Source organism: Propionibacterium ruminifibrarum, from assembly GCF_900289195.1.
GTDB classification, from domain to species: Bacteria; Actinomycetota; Actinomycetes; order Propionibacteriales; family Propionibacteriaceae; genus Propionibacterium; species Propionibacterium ruminifibrarum.
Genome location: NZ_OMOH01000005.1, coordinates 53,614 through 75,955, shown reverse-complemented (window position 1 = coordinate 75,955; position 22,342 = coordinate 53,614). Strand labels below are relative to the sequence as shown.

Annotated in this window: 16 protein-coding genes; 5 read left to right on the top strand and 11 right to left on the bottom strand. The window is 68.9% G+C overall.

The window, feature by feature from the left end:
- Positions 1-6: 6 nt before the first annotated feature.
- The 7 genes from PROPJV5_RS07180 to PROPJV5_RS07155 all read right to left on the bottom strand — a co-directional run bounded on the left by PROPJV5_RS07180 (position 7) and on the right by PROPJV5_RS07155 (position 8,560).
- Complete coding sequence (locus PROPJV5_RS07180) at positions 7-546, bottom strand: MarR family winged helix-turn-helix transcriptional regulator (protein ID WP_239018428.1); 540 nt, start codon at positions 544-546, stop codon at positions 7-9.
- A gap of 72 nt (positions 547-618) precedes the next feature.
- The gene (locus PROPJV5_RS07175) at positions 619-1,572 is read right to left on the bottom strand and encodes a 4-(cytidine 5'-diphospho)-2-C-methyl-D-erythritol kinase (protein ID WP_119715831.1); all 954 of its coding nucleotides are present in this window, start codon (positions 1,570-1,572) and stop codon (positions 619-621) included.
- Positions 1,573-1,601: 29 nt separating this feature from the next.
- Positions 1,602-2,528 carry a 16S rRNA (adenine(1518)-N(6)/adenine(1519)-N(6))-dimethyltransferase RsmA gene (rsmA, locus tag PROPJV5_RS07170; protein ID WP_119715672.1) on the bottom strand — a complete coding sequence of 309 codons (927 nt, stop codon included), beginning with the start codon at positions 2,526-2,528 and terminating at the stop codon, positions 1,602-1,604.
- A 1-nt stretch (position 2,529) separates the two neighbouring features.
- Entirely contained in the window at positions 2,530-3,462 is a 933-nt protein-coding gene (locus tag PROPJV5_RS07165; RefSeq protein WP_239018426.1) for a TatD family hydrolase, read from the bottom strand.
- Positions 3,463-3,512: 50 nt separating this feature from the next.
- Complete coding sequence (rsmI, locus tag PROPJV5_RS07160) at positions 3,513-4,394, bottom strand: 16S rRNA (cytidine(1402)-2'-O)-methyltransferase (RefSeq protein WP_119715671.1); 882 nt, start codon at positions 4,392-4,394, stop codon at positions 3,513-3,515.
- A 251-nt stretch (positions 4,395-4,645) separates the two neighbouring features.
- Entirely contained in the window at positions 4,646-5,920 is a 1,275-nt protein-coding gene (locus PROPJV5_RS12405; RefSeq protein WP_147385386.1) for a hypothetical protein, read from the bottom strand.
- Positions 5,921-6,178: 258 nt separating this feature from the next.
- Positions 6,179-8,560 carry a glycosyl hydrolase family 95 catalytic domain-containing protein gene (locus tag PROPJV5_RS07155; protein ID WP_119715670.1) on the bottom strand — a complete coding sequence of 794 codons (2,382 nt, stop codon included), beginning with the start codon at positions 8,558-8,560 and terminating at the stop codon, positions 6,179-6,181.
- Between the two features lie 209 nt (positions 8,561-8,769).
- Here PROPJV5_RS07155 and PROPJV5_RS07150 point away from each other — a divergent pair, with 209 nt between their 5' ends.
- Both PROPJV5_RS07150 and PROPJV5_RS07145 read left to right on the top strand, forming a co-directional pair.
- Positions 8,770-10,374 carry a dolichyl-phosphate-mannose--protein mannosyltransferase gene (locus PROPJV5_RS07150; protein WP_119715829.1) on the top strand — a complete coding sequence of 535 codons (1,605 nt, stop codon included), beginning with the start codon at positions 8,770-8,772 and terminating at the stop codon, positions 10,372-10,374.
- Positions 10,375-10,560: 186 nt separating this feature from the next.
- Positions 10,561-12,045, top strand: a complete 1,485-nt coding sequence (locus tag PROPJV5_RS07145) for a uracil-xanthine permease family protein (protein ID WP_119715669.1) — start codon at positions 10,561-10,563, stop codon at positions 12,043-12,045.
- Between the two features lie 24 nt (positions 12,046-12,069).
- Here PROPJV5_RS07145 and rarD read toward each other — a convergent pair whose 3' ends face one another.
- Complete coding sequence (gene rarD / locus PROPJV5_RS07140) at positions 12,070-12,975, bottom strand: EamA family transporter RarD (RefSeq protein ID WP_239018425.1); 906 nt, start codon at positions 12,973-12,975, stop codon at positions 12,070-12,072.
- 288 nt (positions 12,976-13,263) lie between these two features.
- On the opposite strand from rarD, the gene PROPJV5_RS07135 reads away from it, so the two are divergent.
- The 3 genes from PROPJV5_RS07135 (at position 13,264) to PROPJV5_RS07125 (ending at position 19,110) form a co-directional block, all read left to right on the top strand.
- Positions 13,264-14,670, top strand: a complete 1,407-nt coding sequence (locus PROPJV5_RS07135; protein WP_119715667.1) for an MFS transporter — start codon at positions 13,264-13,266, stop codon at positions 14,668-14,670.
- A 95-nt stretch (positions 14,671-14,765) separates the two neighbouring features.
- The gene (uidA, locus tag PROPJV5_RS07130; protein ID WP_119715666.1) at positions 14,766-16,604 is read left to right on the top strand and encodes a beta-glucuronidase; all 1,839 of its coding nucleotides are present in this window, start codon (positions 14,766-14,768) and stop codon (positions 16,602-16,604) included.
- 172 nt (positions 16,605-16,776) lie between these two features.
- Complete coding sequence (locus PROPJV5_RS07125; RefSeq protein ID WP_119715665.1) at positions 16,777-19,110, top strand: glycoside hydrolase family 3 C-terminal domain-containing protein; 2,334 nt, start codon at positions 16,777-16,779, stop codon at positions 19,108-19,110.
- 105 nt (positions 19,111-19,215) lie between these two features.
- Here the strand turns inward: PROPJV5_RS07125 and PROPJV5_RS07120 are convergent, their stop codons facing one another.
- Genes PROPJV5_RS07120 through PROPJV5_RS07110 form a run of 3 tightly spaced genes read right to left on the bottom strand, consistent with a single transcriptional unit; the run spans position 19,216 to position 22,271 of the window.
- Positions 19,216-20,541, bottom strand: coding sequence for an ABC transporter permease (locus PROPJV5_RS07120; RefSeq protein WP_119715664.1), 1,326 nt, complete (start codon positions 20,539-20,541; stop codon positions 19,216-19,218).
- 3 nt (positions 20,542-20,544) lie between these two features.
- Positions 20,545-21,549 carry a COG1361 family protein gene (locus PROPJV5_RS07115; RefSeq protein WP_147385385.1) on the bottom strand — a complete coding sequence of 335 codons (1,005 nt, stop codon included), beginning with the start codon at positions 21,547-21,549 and terminating at the stop codon, positions 20,545-20,547.
- On the bottom strand, positions 21,546-22,271 hold the full coding sequence (locus PROPJV5_RS07110) for an ABC transporter ATP-binding protein (RefSeq protein ID WP_119715662.1): 726 nt from the start codon (positions 22,269-22,271) through the stop codon (positions 21,546-21,548). The genes PROPJV5_RS07115 and PROPJV5_RS07110 overlap by 4 nt, the downstream gene beginning before the upstream one ends.
- Between the last annotated feature and the right edge of the window lie 71 nt (positions 22,272-22,342).

Genomic DNA, 22,342 nt, shown 5'->3' with positions numbered 1-22,342 from the left:
GGCCGATCAGCCGTCCCCGAGCGCCCTCTCCTGGGTGGTCAGGAGCAGGCGCAGCTGCCCGACGAGCCCGTCGCGGTCGAGATCGATCCCGTCGAGCATCCGCGACTCGGCGGCGACGAGGCTCTCGATGGCGGCGTCGACGCGTTCCAGCCCGAGCGGGGTGAGTTCGATGGTCTTGCTGCGCAGGTCATGGGGATCCGCGTGGCGGGTGATCATGCCGCGCCCGGCGAGATGGTCCAGACGGTTGGTCATGGTGCCGCTCGTGACGTGGTTGTCGCGGATGAGGGTGCCGACGCTGGTGCGGTACGGGGCACCCAGCTTGCGCAGCGCGGACAGCACGTCGAACTCCCAGACCGCCAGGCCGTGCTCGGCGTAGGCGCTGGCGCGCTCCCGGACCAGGATCGCCGCCAGGCGGGAGATCCGCGACCAGATCTCGAGGCTGGAGACGTCCAGTTCCGGCCGCTCGCGCCGCCAGTCCGCGACGAGCGCGTCGACCTCGTCACCAAACTCGTCGCCCCGGCCGCGATCCACCACGTCATGACTCACGGTCGTATTCTCCCAAGCTGCGCCGGGAAACGGCAGTCATCTCACCCGGGTTTTCGCAGCCCGGGGCCTGCCTCACGCCACGGCCCGGCCGGAGGCCAGGGCGCCGGGCGCCGCCCCGGTCGTGGTGCGCACGACGGTCACCTCGGGCGCGGCGGCGAGGGCGCCCGCCACCTGCCGGGCGGCCGACCGGTCGGCGCACAGGAATACGCAGGTGGGGCCCGAGCCGGAGACGAGCCCGGCCAGCGCCCCGGCGTCGCGCCCGGCGGTCAGGGTGCCGGCCAGCCCGGGGTAGAGGTCGAGGGCGGCCGGTTGCAGGTCGTTGACCAGCAGGGCCGCCACCGTCTCGGCGTCGCCCCTGGCGAGGGCGTCGATGAGTTCGGTCGGGCGGGTGTGGCCGTCGCCCATCGGGGTGCTCGTCCCGGCGGCGACGCGTTCGTCGAAACGGCCGTAGACGGTGGGCGTCGACAGGCCGCGCCGGGCGACGGCGAGCACCCAGTGCAGCCGGCCCGCACATTCCAGCGGCTCGAGGCGTTCGCCGCGGCCCGCGCCGAGGGCGGTGCCGCCGAGCAGCGAGAAGGGCACGTCGGAGCCGAGGGCGGCGGCCAGGTCGAAGAGTTCCTCGTCGCTCGGGTTCAGCCCCCACAGCCGGGTGGCGCCGACGAGGGCCGCGGCCGCGTCGGCGGAACCGCCGGCCATGCCGCCGGCCACGGGAATGGACTTGTCGATCTCGATGTGGGCGCCCAGCCCCGGGCTGCCGAACCGGTCGCGGACGGCCGTTGCCGCGCGCACGGCGAGGTTCGTCTCGTCGTCCGCGACGTGCCGGGCGTACTCGCCGCGGGTGGTGACGCTGATCCGCCCGGGCTGGTCGGTGAGGTGCAGCACGTCGCCGAGACGGACGGCGTGGAAGACCGTCGAGAGCCGGTGGAAACCGTCTGCGCCCCGGGCGGCGACGCGCAGTGTCAGGTTGATCTTCGCCGGGGCGCCGACCCGCACCTGCCGGGCCGCATCGCTGCTGGGACGCGGCAGGACCGCGGACCGCTTCGGGGACTGTTCGTTCACTGCTGGACCTCCTGCCTGGTGCGGTTGCTGCCACGGCCGTGACGCGCGTCGGTGGCCGGCCCGGGGCCGAGCGGTCCTGCGGCGGCCAGCCGGGCCGCGATGGCTGCGAAGTCGGCGACGCCGAGCCGTTCGCCGCGCACCGTCGGGTCGAGTCCGGCGGCCTCGATGGCCGCCGCGGCCGCCGCCGGGCTCCCGGCGAGCCGGGACAGGGCGGCGCGCAGCATCTTGCGGCGCTGCGCGAAGGCGGCGTCCACCACGGCGAACACCTCTTCCCGGGTTGCGCCGGCGGCCGGCGGCTCGCCGCGGGTGATGCTCACCAGGCCGGAGTCGACCTTGGGGACGGGCCAGAAGACGCCGGGCGGCACGGTGCCGACGCGGCGGGCCGTGCCGTACCAGGCGAGTTTGACGCTCGGCACGCCGTAGGTCCTCGACCCCGGGGCTGCGACGAGCCGATCGGCCACCTCGAGCTGGACCATGATCAAGCCATCGCGCCAGGACGGTGCCAGGTCGAGCATGTGCAGCAGCACCGGGACCGCGACGTTGTAGGGCAGATTGGCGACGAGCCTGGTGGGCGCGGGCGGCGGGATCGCGGTGAGGGCGAGGGCGTCCGAGGCGACGACTTGCAGCCGGCCGGCCGCGCCGGGCTGGTGCACGGCGACGGTGGCCGGCAGCTGCTCGGCGAGCCGCGGGTCGATCTCGACGGCGGTCACGCGGGCGCCCGTCTCGAGCAGACCGAGGGTGAGCGAGCCCAGGCCCGGCCCGACCTCGAGGACGGTGTCCTGGTCCGTCACGCCGCTGAGGGCGACGATGCGGCGCACCGTGTTGGCGTCGACGACGAAGTTCTGGCCGAGGGTCTTGGTGGGGCGCAGGCCGATCCGCTCGGCGTACTCGCGGATCGTGCGGGGGTCCAGGAGGGCGCCCATCTCAGGTGTCCTGCTCCTCGCCGGGGCCCCACGGTCCGTAGGCGGCCAGCGTGTTGGCGGTGATCTGCGCGCAGAATCCGGCCAGCGCGGTCTCGTCGTCGACGTCGACGCCCTTCTCGGCGGCGATGAACCGCAGGGTCGTGGGCATCAGGTAGGGGGCGTTCGGGCGGCCCCGCAGCGGCACGGGCGTCAGGAAGGGGGCGTCGGTCTCGACGAGGATGCGGTCGGCCGGCGTGGCGGCCAGGGCCTCGCGCAGGGCGCTGTTGGGTTTGAAGGTGACGGCCCCTCCGAAGCTGAGCCACACGCTCGTACCGGCCCCCTGCCGGTCCAGGCAGGCCCTGGCGACGTCGGCGTCGCCGCTGAAGCAGTGCATGATGGTGCGTTCGGGCCAGCCCTGCTCGTCGAGCACGTCGAGGACGTCGCCGTGGGCGTCGCGGTCGTGGATCACCAGGGCGCGGCCGGTGTCGTGAGCGATCCGGATGTGACGGGCGAAGGCCCAGCGCTGGACGGCCCTGCCGTCCTCGTCGCGGGTGCGGAAGTAGTCCAGGCCGGTCTCGCCGACGGCTCGGACCCGGCCGGGGGCGACCGCGAGGTCACCGATCTGGTCGATCTGGGCGCCGAGTTCGTCCCGGCCACGGTCGGCGGCGAGCCGGGCCGCGTCATTGGGGTGGATGGCGACGGCCGCGACGACCTGCTCGTGGTCGGCGGCGAACCGGACCGCCCAGCGCGAGTCGGCCAGGTCGCAGCCCACGTGGACGAGGCGGTCGACGCCGACGGCCGCCGCGGCGGCGAGGTTCAGGTCGGCGGGCAGCCCGGAGCGCGCAGTCGTCGTGTCGACGTGGGTGTGGTTGTCGATGCAGCGCCCGGGCAGTGGCGCCGGCAGCGGCGGCAGCTCCAGGCGAGCCAGCTCGGCCGCGATCTCGTCAGGGGTCACGGTGTCATTGTCGCGCATCGGGCCGGCCGGCTGCGCGCCGGTGCGGCGCATCAGGGCTCGTCCCGGGCGGCGAGGGCGGCCTGGTACAGGTCCTTCCTGCGGACACCGGTCGCCTCGGCGACCCGGGCGACGGCCCGGCTGAGGCGCTCCCCCGACCCGATCAGCTCGTCGACCTGGCCGAGGGCCTCGGCCATGCCGCTGCCGGGGTCTGCCGTGCGGCCTGCGATGACGAGTGTCGTCTCGCCGCGGGCGTGCTCTGCCGCCCAGTCGCGCAGCTGGGACAGGGACCCCCGGATGACCTCCTCCCACGGTTTGGTGAGTTCGCGGCACAGCACGCCAGGACGGTCGTCGCCGAAGGCCGCCGCCGCGTCGCCCAGGAAGTCGGCGAGCCGGTGCGGGGCCTCGAAGAAGACCATCGTGCGTTCCTCCCCGGCGAGGGCGGCCAGCCTGCGGCGCCGCTGGCCGGCGGCGCGCGGCAGGAAACCCTCGAAACAGAACCGGTCGCAGGGCAGCCCCGAGACGGCCAGCGCGGTCGTCACCGCCGAGGGCCCGGGCACGCTCGTCACCCGCAGCCCGGCCTCGATGGCCGCCCGCACGAGCCGGAACCCGGGGTCGGAGATCGACGGCATGCCGGCATCGGTGGCCACGACGACGACCGCGCCGTCGCGCAGTTCGTCGATCAGGCGCGGGGTGCGCTCGGTCTCGTTGCCCTCGAAGTAGCTGACGATGCGGGCACTCGTCTCGACGTCGGCGCGGGCCAGCAGGGTGCGCAGCAGGCGGGTGTCCTCGGCGGCGATGACGTCGGCCTCGGCGAACGCCCGGCGCAGCTGCGGGGAGACCTGGGTGGAGTCGCCGATGGGCGTCCCCGCCAGGACGAGGGTGCCCGGCCCGGCGAGACGTCCGACACTTCCGCCGGACCTGAAATCATTCATGGGTTGCCTGGTATCCTCATGATCCACGAAATTAAGGATAGATCAGCAAAAAAGTTTTCTTCAACTTGTGTCCACCAGCCCTTGGCGCAAGAAAATTGACTCACAACCGATCGCCTGAGCAAAAGTCACCACTGACTTCTATCACGGAAACCAGAGCCAAGGATCATGTCAGAGCTTGGCAATTTTCATCAACAGATGATATTCATCTCCATCAGACCAAACCAATCACACATCTATCATTGACACTGTTATCAACTATTGACAAAAGGTCTCCAAGTCCGCACCTTGAGCTGGTCTCTCAACAGCTCCAGCTCTCTCACCAATTCATCCACACCAGCAATAGATCCACCCAGCTCGATACCATATCTCTCCAGAAGCCAATTTTTCGATTCGAATTGTGGAACCACAGTGCGATAACGAACACCAAGAATTAACATCACCTCTCGACAAAGAATTGTCCTGTAATTGAAGGATTCAATCGAGAAACGGAGTGGGCACCACTGTGGACACAGGTTTTCCCCCAAGACCCTCTCCAGATCAAGCACCAGATATATAGCTTCCAGATCCCCAACCCCAAGCATCCTCCAATCATCACCAGTTTTCACCTTTCGAATAAGTATCAAAACTCTCTCAATTACCACCACGGCATCACCCATGACACGTCCATGGGTTTTCCAAACGGGAATGACAGCCGCCAATACCCCTGACACCACAACGCCAACAAAGACATCAAACACATCAAAAACAAGACCACCAAGGCTTAGTTTCAGCGAATGATCTGAAGATTTTAATTTCCTGACAGCGAGCACCCCAAAGAGTGTGAAAGAAATTACAAAGAGAGCCCACAGGCAGTTCCCAAAAACTGCAATCAGAAGCCTCAGTCGCATGACATGCGGCCTCCTCAATCCGAAATCCAGTTGAGTTCTTGAATAATACAAAAAAGCCGCAGACCCCAGGCCAAAATAAGTAAGGAGCAGCGCAATGAGGAGTGAGTTGATGTGCCTCAGTAAATCCCGACCAGGATACGCTTGATAAACTGCGATAATGAGCAGCACGAGCATACTCAAGGAAAAGAGCATCAGTGGAATTTGAAGGAAGGTACCCACGAATCTCGCGAGAGACGCCACGCACCGCATAGCCCTCTCCGCAAGAACTTGCCTACCATGAAAACCATGGTAGACCAGTAAAAAAGAAGTACAAGTAATGAGGATCATCAGAAGTTCCCACGCAACAATCACAGGAACCGAAGATCGTGAATTAACAAAGACTTCGCAGGCAAATCCACCCACCAAGAAAAGCGTTACCACTGCAGAGACAAGGGTCAGCCAGGCCACTACCCTGGGGTGGCCCTTCTTCCATCTTTCCAATCCTTCATGGGCTGCTATTTTTTCAAGCCCTGTCCTATTAGAATTTCCTTTCCTTAAATCCTTTTCATGGCCATTATCAAATCCCACAAGAAATTCTCTCACTGGATCGGAATCCATGAGATCAGCAGCTTCAGAAACACTTCTCAACTTGACATTCATGCCAACCCTTTCCAGCCAATGCAACCGGATGCACAGACAACTCTGACGCTAGGCCATGGAGAAAGTTGAATTCCTGCCAATTCTTCACATCTCAGGGTGCTATCAGGGGTATGAACCTGCTTCCTCCCAGCACACCCGACTGTGGCGAAGTTCAACGCCACTCATAAAAATGTGCACCACGACTCAGAATCGCTGGCGTCAATGTCACGCGGCCATTGAGTTGTCCTGGTGCGCCATGGCAGAGGTCCAAAACATCAATCACACAGTGGGGAGCCCTGAGAGGGTCATTGACAGGCCGGGGCCGAGGCTGACGGCGGGCGCGCCGGCGGCCAGTTCCCCGCGACGGGCCCTGCCCTCGCGGGTGATGAGGTAGCTGTGGTCGTCGTCGACCTGGAAGCTGAGCAGGTTGCGGTTGCGGTTCCAGGCCGTGACCTGGGCGAACTGGACGGCCGCCCCGGCGTCGTCGGTGATGGTGAAGCGGCCGTTCTCCGCCTCGACCTGCATCCGGCAGCCGAAGTTGGGCCTGATCCGCGCGCTGGTGAGCTGGCCCTCGTCCCAGGTGACGTCGACGCGGTGCCCGCCGACAGTGCGCAGGCCGCGGGCGGTGCCCTTCGGCCACCGGTCGGGCAGGGCGGCGAGCAGGCGGATGGCGCCGGCGTCGTAGCCGACGAGCATCTCGGCGAGGGCCCCGGGCAGCGCCAGGGAGGCCGGCAGCTGGATGACGGTGCCGGGCGTCTGGGAGCCGCGGCCCAGTGCCAGCAGGGACGACGAGCTGAGCGGCCCGGTCAGTCGTTCCAGGGATCGTCCGGCCAGGGGGCCGTCACCCAGCCGGGCGGCCATGGCGAGGATCCAGGCCTGGCCTGCGGCGGTCCGGCCGGCGCCGCGTTCGATCGCCCTCTGGAGGGTGGCCCGCGCCGCATCGAGCATCTCGGGGCCGGTGTGGTTGATGCGTCTGCCCGGGAAGAGGCCGTACAGGTGCGACAGCGCACCAGAGCCGTCCCGCCCGCCGGTCAGGCGCTCACCCCATTCGGTGATGACGCCGTCGGCGACGGGGACCGGGGCCAGGTGGGTGAGGGCGCTGCGCACCTGCCCGACGAGCGCCACGTCCGTGCCGCGCGGCTGGTCGCCGACCAGGGCGAGGTAGTGCTCGAAGACCTCGACGATGATCTCGCGGTCGATGGTCGAGCCGGCCGCCACGACGACGCCGCCCGGGTCGGCCCCGGACCGGCCGCCGGGCGTGGCCGAGGGACTGGCGACGAGGTCGCCGTCGGGACCCGAGACGAGCAGGTCGAGGGCGAAGCGGGCGGCCACGCGGTGCACGGACAGGGCGTTGGCGGTGTCGCCGGTGAACAGGGCGTGCTCGTGCAGCCCGGCCGCCAGGCTCGGCAGCGCTCCCAGCCAGTAGGCCCGCCCCGTGTCGGACAGGCGAGTGCTGGATGCACGCCACAGGTCGATGCTCTCGAATGCGACGGCCCCGGAGAAACCGAAGTCCCTCCAGGCGTGGTCGCGGCCGGTCTGGGTCAGCTCGGTCGTCATGCGGCGCAGCGGTGCCGTGCACTCGGGCAGCCCGAGCCGCTCGGCCGCCCAGTAGCTCATCTGCAGGCTCATGTCGGCGCGGTAGGCCTCGCCGGCCGGGCGGGCGTGGGCGTTCCACAGGCCCTGGGCGTGCACGGGCTGCGAGCCCGCCCGTGAGGCGGAGATGAGCAGGTACTTGCCCAGGTGGAAGGCCAGTTCGTCCTCGGCGCCGCGCCAGGACTCCGACAGGTCCAGGTCGCTGCGGTCGAACAGGGCGCGGTAGTCGGCGACGTGCTCGGCGTGGAGCTCGTCGGTGCTGCGGCTCAGCGCACTGCGCACCCGGTATCGGGCGATGTGTTCGGCCGTGGACGTGTCGCCGGAGGGGCGCCGGTTCCAGGCGATGAAACCGCTCTCGGCCGCAACGACCAGCCGCGAGCCCGTGGCGACCGGCTGGACGGCGGCCGCGACGGCGAAGGCCATGCCCGCCGGAACGCTCCCCCCTGGCCCCGGTGCCTCCGTGCCGTAGCGGACGGGTTCACCGGCGCGGGCGTCCACGGGCACGCGGGCTGAGAAGACGAACCACAGCACCTCACCCTCACGCCAGGTTCGGACGCTGCCGTGGTGGGGGCTGCGCAGGTTCGGCACGTTGAGGGCGCCCGCCGCACCGTTCCACTCGGCGACGAGCACGTCGGCGGGGGCGCTGACGAAGGTACGCAGTTCATTGCCGCGCACCGTGGTGGCCATGGTGGCGGTCTGGGTGTCGAGTTCGCGGCTGTAGCCGCGGGTGCGAAGGCTGGTCGCGTACTCCCAGCGGAGCGTGCCGATGGGCTGGCTGGTCTGGACGGCTGGTGTGACACTCATCCGGTCGACGATCTCGCCGGCCAGGGCGAGATCGCCCGAGGCGATCGCGGCGCGCAGGGACGGCAGGAGCATCGCCGTGTCAGGGTGCCCATCGTCCGCCGCCTGTGGCACGGGGCCGCCTGACCACAGGGTGTCGAGCGACAGGTCGAAGGTCTCGGCGCCGATGCCGCCGTGCGCGACGGCACCGAACCGCCCGTTGCCGAGCAGGAAGGCGTCGCGGGGGTTCGTGGCCGGCCCGTCGAGAATGATCCGGTGTCGCAGCATGTGGGAGTCCTCCTGGTGGACATGCTGGCATTACGATACCCAGCGCCTCCACGACGAGCCAGCTCCGGGAGCAGGCGGCAGAGGTCGGCGATCAGCCGGTGCGCACCCGGCCGGGAATGGGGACGTCCGGTGACGCCGACTCAGGGTTCCTCTCGCCCATGGGGCCGGCGTTTAACATGGAGCGTGTGAGTTCACTCCCGGTCCCGGCCATGGCGAGCACCCCCCGGCACGGCGATGGCCTGCGCCCGGTGCTGCCCTCCACCATCGAACGCCTGGACGAGGCAGCCGTCCTCGCACTCGACGAGGCGCGGAGCTGGCTGGTGACCGTTGTCCTGGTCGCCCTCGGCTTCGCCATCCGTGTCGTCAACATCGGGCGACCGGCGTACATCGAGTTCGACGAGACCTACTACGCCAAGGACGCCTGGACGCTGCTGCACCTGGGCTATGAGGGCACCTGGGGGCAGGACGCCAACGACCAGATCGCCGCAGGGGTCGTGGACGGCTGGTCGAGCACGCCCTCGTTCATCGTGCACCCCCAGCTCGGCAAGTGGCTCATCGCGAGCGGCGAGCAGCTGTTCGGCATGACGCCCTTCGGGTGGCGGTTCGCCTCCCTGGTCTTCGGCTGCCTGCTGATCGGCGCCGTCGTACGCATGGCCCGCCGGCTGGGCCGGTCCACGCTGGTGGGTGCCATGGCTGGCCTGTTCATCACCGTCGACGGCCTGAGCTTCGTGCTGAGCCGCATCGCGCTGCTCGACATCTTCGAGGCCTTCTTCACCGTCGCGGCGGTCGGCTGCTGGCTAGCCGACCGCGACTGGTTCCGGCACAGGCTGGCCGATCATCTGCGTGCCAACAACCTGCTCAACCTGGGAGGCGGGTACGGCCCGCTGCTGCTGTGGCGGCCCTGGCGGCTGGCGAGCGGCCTGCTCTTCGGTGCGGCCTGCGGCTGCAAGTGGAACGCCGTGTACGTCCTCGCCGTCTTCGGCATCCTCAGCCTCGTCCACGACTACCGGGCACGCCTGATGGCCGGCGCGGGCCGTTCGGCGGTCCGCAGTCTGGTGCGCGACGGTCTGGCAGCCTTCTGCTATCTCGTCGTCGGGGCGCTCGTCGTCTACGTGGCGACGTGGACGAGCTGGCTGCTCACCGACGGAGGCTACGACCGCCAGTGGGGCGCCCAGCACCCGGACGACCTCCTCACCAGGGCGCTGGGCCCGGCCCTCGGCAGCCTGGTGCACTACCACTACGACATCTACGCCTTCCACACCGGTGACTGGATCGCCGAGCAGACCCACACGTACGACGCGAAACCGGCCGGCTGGCCGATCATGGCGCGCGTCATCGGCATCGATGCGGTCAACGGCATCCAGCCCGGCGAGGACGGCTGCACCGCGGTCGACGACACCTGCCTGCGGGTCATCTCCGGCGCCGGCACCCCCTTCCTGTGGTGGTTCGCGTGCCTGGCCGTCATCGCAGGCCTGTTCTTCTGGATCGGGGGGCGCCAGTGGAACTACTGCGTGCCGATCGTCGCCGCCGCGGCCACCTGGCTGATGTGGTTCCCCAGCTCGGATCGCCCCACGTTCTTCTTCTACGCGATCATGCTCATCCCGTTCACCGCCACCGTGCTGGCCCTGGTGCTCGGGCGCATCCTCGGGCCGGCGGACGCCCCGCCGCTCAGACGCCGCCGGGGCGCGTTCATCGCCACTGCGGCGACAGTGCTCATCGTGGCGAACTTCATCTTCATCTACCCGATCCTCACCGACGCCCTGATGACCAGGCGCCAGTGGCTCATGCGCATGTGGTTCAGCACCTGGATCTGACCGCCCCGGCCGCCGACGCCCGTCACGCCCGGCAGCCGGCGCCGTCCCGCCGCTGAGGGCTCGCGCCCGGAGCTGCTACGGGTCCCCTACACTGTTGCGGGCCGCGCCCGGCCGGCGCCGCCCATGGCACGCGACCGGGGCGGCACCGTCGCGTACGGACCGGTTGCACAGGGAAGAGGGTGAGCAGTGATCTGGAAACTGCACAACAACGGCGAACTGGGACCCGGCGAGGTCGTGGCCCCGGACGAGCGGCTCGGCTGGGGCAAGACGATCGGTCTCGGCGCCCAGCACGTGGTGGCCATGTTCGGCGCCACCTTCGTGTTCCCGCTCCTGATGGGCCTGAACCCTCAGCTCGCCGTGATGATGAGCGGCGTCTCGACCCTCGTCTTCATCATCGTCACCAAGCACGAGGTGCCCAGCTACCTGGGGTCCTCGGCGGCCTTCCCCGGCGTCGCCACCGCGATCTATGCCGCCGGCGGCACGCCCAGTGACGTCTCGGGCGCCCTGTTCTGCGTCGGCCTGACGCTGTTCATGTGCGGTCTCATCATCCACTTCGCCGGCTCCCGGGTCATCGGACGCATCCTGCCGCCGGTCGTCACCGGCGCCGTCGTCATGCTCATCGGCTTCAACCTCGCGCCGACCGTCGCCCAGTCCTACTGGCCCAAGGACCAGTGGACGGCGCTGGTCACGATGATCGTCGTCGTGGTGCTCTCGGTGGCGCCGCGGGGCTTCCTGTCGCGGGTGGCGATCTTCGTGGCCATGGTCTTCGGCTACGTACTGAGCTGGCTCGAGGACCTGGTGCTCGGGCCCATCACCCAGCCGGACGGCACCATCGCGCCGCGCGTCGACTGGTCGGGCGTCGCCTCGGCCGACTGGATCGGCCTGCCGCCGGTCACCGACCTGGACAGCTGGAGCTACGTCATCGGGCCGGACGGGGCGGGCAGCTACGCCTCGACGAATGTCGTGGGCTTCCACCTGCCCATGTTCCACCTGGCCTTCATCCTGCTCGCCCTGCCCGTCGTCATCGCTCTCATCGCCGAGAACACCGGCCACGTGAAGGCGGTGGCGGAGATGACCGGCCGCAACCTCGATCACCAGATGGGCAGGGCCATCGCGACCGACGGCGCCACCTCGATGCTGGCCACCCTGGCCGGGGCGGGCCCGACGACGACCTACGCGGAGAACATCGGCGTCATGGCCGCGACACGCGTCTACTCGACGGCCGCCTACGTGGTGGCGGCACTCGTCGCGATCCTGTTCGGTTTCAGCCCCAAGTTCGGCGCCATCATCTCGGCCACGCCCTCGGGCGTCCTGGGCGGCATCTGCGTCGTGCTGTACGGCATGATCGGGCTGCTCGGCGCGAAGATCTGGAAGGAGAACCGGGTCGACTTCGGCAACCCGCTCAATCTCGTCCCGGTGGCGGCCGGCCTCATCATCGGCATCGGTGACGTCTCGCTGAGCTTCGGCGACGACTTCACCCTCGGCGGTATCGCGCTCGGCACGATCGTCACCGTCGGCGTCTACCACCTGGCCCGCTGGCTCGCCCCCAGGGAACTCGTCAAGGCCGCGGGCACCGGCGTGATCGTCGACGCCCCGGGCGCCTACCGTTCCCGTCCCCCGATCCCGCCGGCGACGAGAACCCCCGACCGGACCGGCCCCGAACGGCCCTGACCGCCCGGGTGGCTCCCTCCGGGGTCACCCGGGCATGTGCCGGCCCTGCCGCGCCACCCGGACGGTGTCGCACAGGAAGATGAGCACCGCGATCCAGATGATGACGAACCCGACCCAGCGGGCAGCGGGCATCTGCTCGCCGAGGATGAGCCACCCGACGAGGAACTGCATGAGCGGTGAGATGTACTGCAGCACGCCGATCGTCGTCATCGTGACCCGTGCCGCGGCAGCGGCGAACAGCAGGAGCGGGACGGCCGTCATCGGGCCGGCGAGGGCGAGCAGCCATCCGTAGGGCGTGGTCAGGTCCGTGGTGAGCGTCCCGCGGCGGGCGGACCAGACCATGTAGGCGACGGCCGCGGGGACGACGGCCGCGGTTTCGCTGAGCAGGCCGGGCAGGGGCCTCACGTGGGAGCCCTGGCGGTTCTTCACCAGCGTGTAGAACGCGAAACTCGTCGAGACGCCCAGAGCCACCCACGGCACCTTGCCGTAACCGACGATGAGCGCCACGACGGCCAGGGCGCCGAAACCGAAGGCCACGACCTGCGGTCTGCGCAGCCGCTCGTGGAGGCCCACGACACCGATGAGCGTGGACAGCAGCGGGTTGATGAAGTAGCCGAGGGCCGCATCGATGGCGTGGCCCGTGGTGACTCCCCAGACGTAGATCGTCCAGTTGGCGGTGATGAGGACACCGGACAGCGCCAGCGAGGCCGCCAGCCCCCGCTGCGACCAGATCGCCCCGATCACCCGCCAGCCGTGCAGCAGCGAGATGAGGAGCAGACAGAAGAGGAACGCGAAGACGAGCCGGTCGGCGATGATCTCGAACGCGTTGGTGCGCCGTACGAGGTGGAAGTACAGCGGGAAGAAGCCCCACAGGATGTAGCAGGCCAGCCCGTAGAAAGTGCCCTTTCTCCGCTCCGTCGCCCCACCCACGGGGATCATTCTCACCCGCCACTGGCTGAGCCGAAAAATCTGGCAAGAACTGCAACAATCCACGCCCCACCCTTGGCAACTGTTGCCAGGGGTGTTTGCGTTCGCCCAGCCCGAACCCCGAGAGTTGGGGTCACTGGAGCCTGTTCCCGGCGCGGCCCCCGCACCGGCCAGGCGGGAACGCATCGTTCGCGTCTCCTGGAGCCAGAACCACCACATCGTTCGGGGCACCGGACACGTGAGCAGTGATGCCACGCGCCGGCACCGCCCCTGCAACAGAAGGGCACTCACATGAGCAGTGTTGTCCAGACCGGACCAACGCGGGTCAGGCCATTCGGCTGGCGGGACAAGATCGGGTACGCGTTCGGCGACTTCGGCAACGACCTCACCTTCGTGCTGTCGGCCATGTTCCTCATGAAGTTCTACACCGATGTCATGGGCGTCTCGGCTGCCCTGGTCGGAACCATGATGATGGCCTGCCGCATCGTCGACGCGTTCACCGACGTGACGATGGGCCAGATCATCGACCGCAGCAGGCCGACCGCCAAGGGCAAGTTCGCCCCTTGGCTGCGCCGCATGTGCGCCCCGGTGGCCGTGGCCTCGGTGCTCTGCTTCGCCGTGTGGTTCCAGGACATGCCGATGGGCTTCAAGATCTTCTGGATGTTCTTCAGCTACCTGCTGTGGGGCTCGGTCTGCTACACGAGCATCAACATCCCCTACGGCTCGATGGCTTCGGCGATCTCCGACAACCCCGACGACCGCACCGCCCTGTCCACCTGGCGAGGCATCGGCGCCACCATCGGCCAGGTCGTCATCGGCGTCGCGCTGCCCCTGTTCGTCTACTACCGGAACGAGGCCGGCGATTCGATCCTGGACGGCACCAAGATGATGTGGGCCTCGGTGTTCTGCTCCGTGCTGGCCGTGGGCTGCTACCTCATCTGCTACCAGATGAGCACCGAGCGGGTGAAGCTGGAGAAGACGACCCAGAAGTTCTCCCTCACCTACCTGCTGAAGTACCTGTTCACCAACCGCGCGCTCATCGGCATCGTCGTCTGCGCGCTGCTGCTGCTCGTCGGCCAGCTCTCGCTGGGCAACATGGGCAACTACATCTACCCGAACTACTTCAACAGCCCCTCGATGCTCTCGTACATCACCTTCATCGGCGCCGCGATCACGCTGGTGCTGTCGGTCTTCACGCCGGCCCTGGCCCGCAGGTTCGGCAAGAAGGAGATCTCCATGGTGACCATCGCCATCTCCGCCGTGGCCCTGTTCGCCGCCTTCTTCGCCCACACCCATGACGTCCGAGTCTGGATCGCCTTCTACGTCTTCGCCTGGCTCGGTGTGGCCTCCTTCTCGCTCATCTGCTGGGCCATGATCATCGACGTCATCGACGACACCGAGGTGCGTTTCGGCGACCGCCAGGACGGCACCGTGTACGCCACCTACTCGTGGGCCCGCAAGCTCGGTCAGGCCGGATCTGCCGGCCTGACCGGCATCCTGTTGTCGGTCGTGGGCTACAAGGCGGAGACCGGCTTCACCCCCGAGGTCACCGACGGCATCTACAACATCACCTGCCTGGTGCCCGGCGTCTCCTTCGCCCTGCTCTTCTTCGCCCTGTGGTTCCTGTACCCGCTGAACAAGAAGCGCGTGGACGCCAACGCCGCCCAGCTTGCCGCCCAGCGCGAGGCCAAGGCCTGACCAACCCCCTCCGGCGCCCCGCGGTGAGCCGGCCACGGCCGGCACCGCGGGGCGCCTCAGCCCATCCTCAGCACAATCGAACGGAGACGAGGAGAATGCTCTACCCGACAATGACCGACTCCCGCGTGGTCGTCGACCTCGGCGGCGTCTGGGACTTCAAGCTCGACGACGGCACCGGCTTCGACGAGAAGTGGTACGCCGCCCCTCTCGCCGATGCCATGACCATGCCGGTGCCGGCCTCCTACAACGACCTGAAGGAGGGCATCGACTTCCGTGACCACTACGGCTGGGTCTTCTACCAGCGCACGATCTCGGTGCCGGCCGCCCTGCGCGACCAGCGCGTCGTGCTGCGCGCCGACGCAGTCACCCACCACGCGCGGGTGTACCTGAACGGTGAACTCGTCGCCGAGCACCACGGCGGCTTCCTGCCGTTCGAGGTCGAACTGGACGGGCACCTGGATGAGGGCGAGAACCTGCTGACCATCGCCGTCGACAACGTCATCGACTACACGACGCTGCCGGTGGGCGGCAAAGGTGACATGCTCGGCGGCATGATGGGCGGTATCGCCGAGGCCCCCGAGCAGGCCAAGAAGCAGAACCACCCCAACTTCGACTTCTTCAACTACTGCGGTATCACTCGCCCGGTCCGGCTCTGCACCACGCCCCGGTCCTACATCGCCGACATCGCCCTGACCAGCGACGTCGAGGGCATCGACGCCGAGGCGGGCACGGCGGCCAGGGCCACCGTGAACTACCAGGTCACCACGGTCGGCGACGGGGCGTGCTCCGTCGAGCTGCTCGACGCCGACGGCACGCGGATCGACGAGTCCTCCGGCACGAGCGGCCGGCTCACGGTCGCCAACCCGACGCTGTGGCAGCCGGGCGCCGGCCACCTGTACCAGGTGCGGGTGCGGTTCGGCGAGGACGTCTACACCGAGCCCTTCGGCATCCGCACGGTTCGCGTCGACGGCACGAAATTCCTCATCAACGAACGGCCCTTCTACTTCAAGGGCTACGGCAAGCACGAGGACACCTTCCCGGCCGGCCGCGGCATCAACCTGCCGATGAACACCCGCGACATCGCGATCATGGGCTGGCAGGGCGCCAACAGCTTCCGCACGAGCCACTACCCGTACTCGGAGGAGATGATGCGCCAGTGCGACGCCGAGGGCATCGTCGTCATCGACGAGACCACGGCCGTCGGCATCAACCTGAAGTTCGGCGGCGGCGCCAATTTCGGCGGCGAACGCATCGAGACCTTCGACCCCGAGCGCGGCGTCCGGACGGCGCAGGCGCATCGCGAGGTCATCCGCGACCTCATCGCCCGCGACAAGAACCACGCCTGCGTCGTGCTCTGGAGCATCGCGAACGAGCCGGACTCCGGCGCCGAGGGCGCCTACGAGTACTTCAAACCACTGTTCGACCTGGCCCGTGAGCTCGACCCGGCCAAGCGGCCGTGCACGCTCGTCTCGGTGCAGATGAACGACGCCCCGCACACCGACTGCTCGGCGCGGCTGAGCGATGTCATCTGCCTCAACCGCTACTACGGCTGGTACTTCGGCGGCCCCGACCTGGAGGTCTCCGAGCGGGCCTTCCGGGACGAGCTGACCGGCTGGGCCGAGCTCGGCAAGCCGGTCGTGATGACCGAGTTCGGGGCGGACACGGTGGCCGGCCTGCACGACACGACCCCGGTCATGTACACCGAGGAGTACCAGGTGGACTACTACGCGATGAACTGCCGGGTGCTCGACGAGTTCGACTTCGTCGTCGGTGAGCAGCTGTGGAACTTCGCGGACTTCGCCACGAGCCAGTCGATGCTGCGCGTCCAGGGCAACAAGAAGGGCGTCTTCACCCGCGACCGCAAGCCGAAGCTGGCGGCCCACTGGTTCAGGCGGCGCTGGCACGAGATCCCCGACTTCGACTACAAGAAGTGACCCCGACCGGCCAGTGAGCACTCCCCCGGCGCCTCCACGGCTCCGGGGGAGCTCGCATACGGGGTCATGGCCCCACTCTTCCCGACCCCGGCCGATGCCCGGTCCGCTGGTCTGCGGCGGCCGACCGGGACGGCACTACCCTGATGAAATCCGCCCTGCCGAAGGAGCAGCCATGAGCACCACCGTTCACCCCGATGACTTCACCGAGCGGGCCCGTGAGCTCGTCGCGGCCATGTCGCTCGACGAGAAGGCCTCCCTCACATCCGGAGCCGACTTCTGGCACCTCAAGACGGTCGAGCGACTGGGCCTGGGATCCGTCATGGTCACCGACGGCCCGCACGGGCTGCGGAAGGCGACCGACAGCGCCGAGTTCGGCATCGGTCAGGCGGTGCCGGCGACGTGTTTCCCCACCGCGGCGGCCCTCGGCTCGACGTGGGACGACGCCCTGCTCGAACAGGTGGGTGCCGCTCTCGGCCGGGAGGCGCGGGCGGCCGACGTGGCGGTCATCCTCGGCCCGGGCGTCAACATGAAGCGGTCGCCCCTGTGCGGCCGCAACTTCGAGTACTTCTCCGAGGACCCCCTGGTCGCCGGGCGCGCCGGGGCCGCGATGGTCCGCGGCGTGCAGTCCCAAGGGGTGGGCACGAGCGTGAAGCACTTCGCCGCGAACAGCCAGGAGACCGACCGGATGCGCGTCGACGCCCGCGTCGGCGAACGGGCGCTGCGCGAGATCTACCTGCCGGCCTTCGAGCGGATCGTCACGCAGACCCGCCCGTGGACGGTGATGTGCTCGTACAACAAGGTGAACGGCACCTACGCCTCACAGCACCCCTGGCTGCTCACGACGGTGCTGCGCGAGGACTGGGGCTTCGGCGGGCTCGTCGTCTCCGACTGGGGTGCGGTCGACCAGCGGGTGCCGGCCCTGGCCGCCGGCCTCGACCTCGAGATGCCGGCCTCGGGCGGGGAGACCGACGAGCAGATCGCCCGGGCGGTGCGCTCCGGGGAGCTCGACGAGGCGGTGCTCGACCGGTCCGCCCGGCGCATCGTGGCGCTCATCCTCGCCGCCCAGGCCGCCGGCACTGGCGACGGCTACGACGCGGCGGCCCACCACGAGCTCGCCCGCCGGGCGGCCGTGGCAGGCACCGTGCTGCTGCGCAACGAGCAGGTGGACGGCTCGCCGGCCCTGCCGCTCGACGCCGGGCACGTCACCGCCGAGGATCCACTCGTCGTGATCGGCGAGTTCGCCCGCACGCCCCGCTACCAGGGCGCCGGGTCGAGCCAGGTCAATCCCACGATGCTGGACTCGGCGCTCGACGCGCTGCGCGAACGGCTTGGCGGGGCCGTCCGGTTCGAGCCCGGCTACCGGCTGGCCGAGGCCGCCGGCGAGCCGGGGCAGCAACTCACCGACGACGAACTGGCCGACCGGGCCGTCGAGGCGGCCCGTGGGGCCACGGTCGTTCTCTTCGCCGGGCTCCCCGCCGCGGCCGAGTCCGAGGGCTACGACCGGGACGGCATCGACCTGCCGGCCGCCCAGACCGCTCTCGTCGAGCGCGTTGCGTCGGTCGCCGCACGCACCGTCGTCGTCCTGGCCAACGGCTCGATGGTCTCGGTGGCGCCGTGGCACGAGAGGGTCGATGCCCTGCTGGAGTGCTGGCTGGGCGGCCAGGGCGGCGGCTCGGCCACCGCAGACGTCCTGCTCGGCAGGGTCTGCCCCGGCGGGCACCTCGCCGAGTCGATCCCCCTGGCACTGGCCGACGTACCGGCCCAGCTCAACTTCCCCGGCTCCGGTTCACGGGTCGACTACGGCGAGGGCGTCTTCGTCGGGTACCGGGGCCTGGACGCGATGGGCCGGGAGGTCGCCTACCCGTTCGGTTTCGGCCTCACGTACACGACGTTCGAGCTCTCCGACGTGCGCGCCGATCCCGCCGTGACGGTCACCGAAGGCACCGGCCTGGGCGAGACCGTCGCCGTCGTCCGCGGCACGCTGACGAACACGGGCCGCCGTGAGGGCTCCCAGGTCGTCCAGCTCTACCTGGGCAGGCGCGACGGGTCGCGGGTCGCGCGGGTGCCCCGCGAGCTGCGCGGCTACGAGAAGATCACCCTGGCCCCGGGACAGTCGGCGCCGTTCGAGTTCGCCGTGACCCGGCGAGACCTCTCCTTCTGGGACGAGGACACCAGCGCCTGGCAGGTCGAACCCGGCGCCTACGACGCCCAGGTCGGCTTCTCCAGCAGGGATGCCGGGGCGGTGCTGCCCCTGCAGGTCACCGCGCCGGAGCCCGTGCCCCCGCTCCGCCACAACTCCACCTACGCCGAGTGGGTGGCGCACCCGGACGGCGGGCCGCTGCTGCGCGCCGAGGCCGAGGCCTTCGTCGCGGACATGGAGTCCTCAGACGCCTACGAGCTGTTCGCCTCGATGCCGCTGGAGCGGCTCGTGCGGATGCCCGGCTCACTCCTGGCCCAGGACGCCTACCGGGCGCTGCTCGACGAAGTGCAGGCCCGTCAGGCCTGACCCTCGGGCCCGAACCCGGTCGGGCGGCCCGTCAGGAGGAGCGGGCCGCCCGACCGGCGGAGACGGCGGAGACCACGCACCGAAACAGCCCCCGGCCGCTCCTGGTCACTCGGCGCGCAGGGCGGCCAGGGGGCTCAGCCGCATCGCCCGCTGGGCGGGCATGAGCCCCGCCACCGTGCCGATGAGCGTCGAGAAGACGACCGCGGCGACGGCCATCCACGGGGTGATCACCGAGATGTCGGCGCCGACGGAGACGCCGAGGGTCGCGTTGAGCGCCGCCGACAGCAGCAGGCTCAGCAGCAGCCCTGCCGTGCCACCGAGGAAACCGATCGTCGCGGCCTCCACCAGGAAGGCCCGCCGGATGTCGCGGATCGCCGCACCGAGCACCTTCATGATGCCGATCTGGCGGGTGCGTTCGTACACCGACATCATCATCGTGTTTGCGATGCCGATGGCTGCGACGAACAGCGAGATGAAGCCGATGCCACCGAACACGCCCTGCACGATGGCCGACTGCCTCTGCAGTTCCTGCAGGAGTTCCACATTGCTCTGCACCGTGTAGCCGGCCGAGCGGAGCTCTCGGGTGAGCGCCTCGGCCTGTTCGACGCTCTCGGTGTCGAGGTCGATGTGCGAGTAGATGAAGGGGCCCTTGGGTCCGCCGGAGGTGTTGCTCGGCTGGCCGGGCAGGGCCCTGCCGGGATTCGCCCGCTGCAACGCCCTGACGAGTTCGTCGAGGTCGCAGTAGACGGCGGTGTCCTCGGCGGCGTAACCACTCGCGCTCTTCTGAACAACCCCCGTAACCGGCACGACGAGTTTCTTGGAGTGCTCCTGGGCCGCCGACCCCTGCAGGTCGGAGGTCGGCACCTCGGCGGCCCCGTTCCGCGTCTGGTCGCTCGCCGGCGTGACGAACATCGGCTGGGCCATGAAGTCGATGCTCTTGTCGGCCGGCATCTCGCCATAGGGATCCTCACCGAAGAAGGTGCCCAGGGAGCCGCCCACGGCGAAGGTGAGACCGTTGCCGGGTTTGGGCAGGGCGCCTTCCGACAACTGCAGATTCCGGTGCTCCAGGTGCTCGGCCGACATGCCCGAGACGGTGATGGTGCCGGTCTTGGTCCCGACCCTTGCCGTCATGGACACGTCATAGACGGGCGTGACATGGGTGACGCCGTTCCTGCCGGTCAGGTCGTTGATCGTCTCCGCGTCGAGCTTGTACTTCTTCGTCGACCCCTGGTTGGGCAGCACACTCACCCGGGTGAAGCTGGAGTTCTCACCGAAGGACTCCATCGTCGCCCTCGACATGCCCAGGCCGAGCGAGACCATGACGATGACGGACATCGTGCCGATGACCACGCCGAGCGCGGTCAGCGCCGTGCGGAAGCGGCGCTGACGCAGGCTCGACAGGCTCATCTCGAACAGGTCGCCCCAGCGCATGGCTCACTCCTGGTCCTCGGGCATGAGCGGGGGCTCGGCGTCGAGGGCGGCGAGGAACTCCTCGGCGTTAGCAGCAGCCCGCTTGCGCCGCCTGCGCACGATGAGAACGATGACCAGGGCAACCACGAGGGCGAGCGGCACCACGATCGCCAGCGGGCTCAGTGCCACGCCGGTGGACTGCATCTGCTCCTCGGGGACTGGTTCCGAGGTGGGCGGCTCGTCGATGATCAGCTCGACCTGCCGTTCGAACGTCGTGACGGTCCCGCCCGCGTCCTCGTAACTGATCACCAGGGTCACCGGGGCGTTCGATGCGGCATCGGCGTGCAGCACCATGTCCACCGCCCCCGCCGTGCCGGCCTCGATAGTGCCGACGAACTGCTCCGGCGCGGTGACCGCCTGGTCGGGTTTGACAGCGACGGAGGTGTTGTAGAGCTTGTTCTTGCCCTTGTTCAGCACGCTGAAGCTGAGGTTGGTGTCCTGGCCGACGGTCAGGTTCGACGGCTGCAGCTCCAGCTCCGAGGTCTCGACCCGGGTGTGCTGTCTGACGCGCACCGTCATCGTCTCGTCGGAGACCAGCGCGGTGCCGCCGGCCGCCTCCTCGTAGTCGACGTGCAGGGTGAGCTGGTGCGGGCCCTCCTCTGCGGTCGGCAGGGACTGGAACCGCAGCTCGTAGCCGACGGCGGCCCCCGCCCCGATCCACTGGGTGTACACCGAGGCGGCGCCGCCGACCGGCAGCAGGGAGCCGTCGGGGGCGCTGATGGTCGTCTTGAGGTTCTGCACACCGGTGGTGGATGACGCGTTCTTCAGCGTGAGGTTGACGGTGAACTCCTCGCCGGCCGCGGGTTCCTCGGGGATCGTGGCGAAGGCGGAGAGGAGCACCCGGGGCGCCATCGCCTCGGCGGGCGCCGCCTTGGCCGGGCCCGGCGCGAGGAGCGCCAGGACCGCGGCGAGGACGCCGACGAGGCCGACGCGTCGCGCCTGCCGTACCAGATGTCTCATGAGTCTCATGCCCCTTCCTGCCCAGTCGCGGGCCCGCTGCGGTCGATGTCGGTGACGCATCCGTCGCCGATCCGGATGATCATGTCGGCGAAGGAGGCGAGGTGCTGGTCGTGGGTGACCATCACCCACGTCTGGTGGTAGCGCTCGATGAAGCGCCTGAAGAGTTCGAGGGTCCGCTCGGCGGTGTGGGAGTCGAGGTTGCCGGTGGGCTCGTCGGCGAAGACGATCCTGGGGTTCACGACGAGGGCCCGGGCGATGCCGACGCGCTGCTGCTGACCGCCCGACATCTGGGTGGGCTTGTGGTCGAGGTGCTTGCCGAGACCGACGGTGCGCAGCGAGGCGGCGGCCCGGGCGAGACGCTCGGCCTTGGCCACGCCCTGGAAGGCGAGTGGCCAGGCGACGTTCTCCACGGCCGTCATCGTCGGGATGAGGTTGAACGACTGGAAGACGAAACCGACCTGTTCGCGGCGGAAGGAGACCAGTTCCTCCTCGCTGAACTCGTGGAGCGGGTGGCCGGCCACCCAGACCTCGCCGGCGGTCGGTTTCTCGAGCCCGCCGATCATATTGAGCAGCGTGGACTTGCCCGACCCGGAGGTGCCGACGACCGCGGCGAAGGTACCGGCCGGGATCGACAGGCTGACGCGGTTGAGCGCCACCACCGGCTGGCTGCCCACCTGGTACACCTTGCTGAGGTCCCGGGTCTCGACCACTGCCCGTGCCGGTTCGCCCATGCCCCGCCCCCTCGTCTTCTCGTCCGTGGCTTCCTCATTCGGCGCCACAGAAACTACGGGGGATCCGGCTC